This is a genomic window from Gemmatimonadota bacterium (assembly GCA_039715185.1).
Classification (GTDB): domain Bacteria; phylum Gemmatimonadota; class Gemmatimonadetes; order Longimicrobiales; family RSA9; genus DATHRK01.
Genome location: JBDLIA010000244.1, coordinates 1 through 1,050, shown reverse-complemented (window position 1 = coordinate 1,050; position 1,050 = coordinate 1). Strand labels below are relative to the sequence as shown.

The 1,050-nt window shown below is 72.2% G+C and carries 2 protein-coding genes; both read left to right on the top strand.

Going from position 1 to position 1,050, the window contains the following annotated elements; all coding sequences use genetic code 11:
- Positions 1-613 (top strand): NosD domain-containing protein (locus ABFS34_17010; protein MEN8377126.1); only part of this gene is annotated, 613 nt, incomplete at its 5' end.
- A partial coding sequence (locus ABFS34_17005) for an ABC transporter ATP-binding protein (GenBank protein MEN8377125.1) occupies positions 610-1,050 on the top strand: 441 nt, incomplete at its 3' end. The genes ABFS34_17010 and ABFS34_17005, both read left to right, overlap by 4 nt.

Here is a 1,050-nt window from a genome sequence, read left to right as displayed (position 1 = left end):
CCTGCAGACGTCGCAGGACATCGTCGCGGAGCAGAACCGGATCGAGGGCAACCGGATAGGGCTGTTCATGGACAACGCCACGCGCAGCCTGTTCGCCCAGAACGCCGTGGCCGGAAACGGCATCGGCGTGGACATGCTGTCCAGCGCGGAGGGCAACCGCTTCGCGGAGAACGCCATCGTGGGCAACCGGACACCGGTGCGGCGCGCCGGCAGCGGCGTAAACGAGTGGGCCGTCGACGGCCGCGGCAACTACTGGGGCGAGGTGGGCCTTTTCGACGTGGACGGTGACGGCGTGGGCGATCGCTCGCACCGCGCCGGCGACCCGTTCGCTTCGCTGAGCGCGGGCAAACCGGCGCTGAGCCTGTTCCTGGGTACGCCTGCCGCGCGGGCACTGTCCTGGGCCGAGAAAGCGTTCCCGGTCTTCGACCTGGCGCACGTGGAGGATCCGCGGCCGCTGCTGCGGCCTCCGGAAGGCGTCCCGATCTCGACCGAAGCGCGGGCGCCCGGGTTCGCGGGCGACCTGCCGGCGCTGGCGCTGGCGGCGCTGCTGTTGGGGCTGGTGCCGCTCGGCCTGGGGCGCATCGGAAGGTGGACGCGGAGGACCGCGACGTGATCCGCTACACGGAGTTCACCAAGCACTACGGCCAGGTCGAGGCCGTCAAGGACCTCACGATGGAGGTCCGCGACGGGGAGACGCTGGCGCTGATCGGGCCCAACGGATCGGGCAAGACTACCTGTCTGAAGGGCGCGCTCGGGCTGGTGCGCCCCACGACCGGCTCCGTCGAGGTGGCGGGTCGCGACCCGTTCCGAGAGCCGGACGCGCGCGCCGCGATCGGCTACCTGCCGCAGCGGCTCGGCTTCCCCGAGGGCGCCACCGCGGAGGAGATTCTGCGCTTCCACGCTGGCTTGCGGGGCGCCGACGCCGCGCGGGTAGGAGATCTGCTGGACCGGTTCGGCCTCGCCGACGCGGGTTCCCGCAGGGCCGACACGTTCAGCGGCGGGATGCGCCAACGGCTGGGTCTCGCGGTCACGCTCGTCGGCGACCCCGAG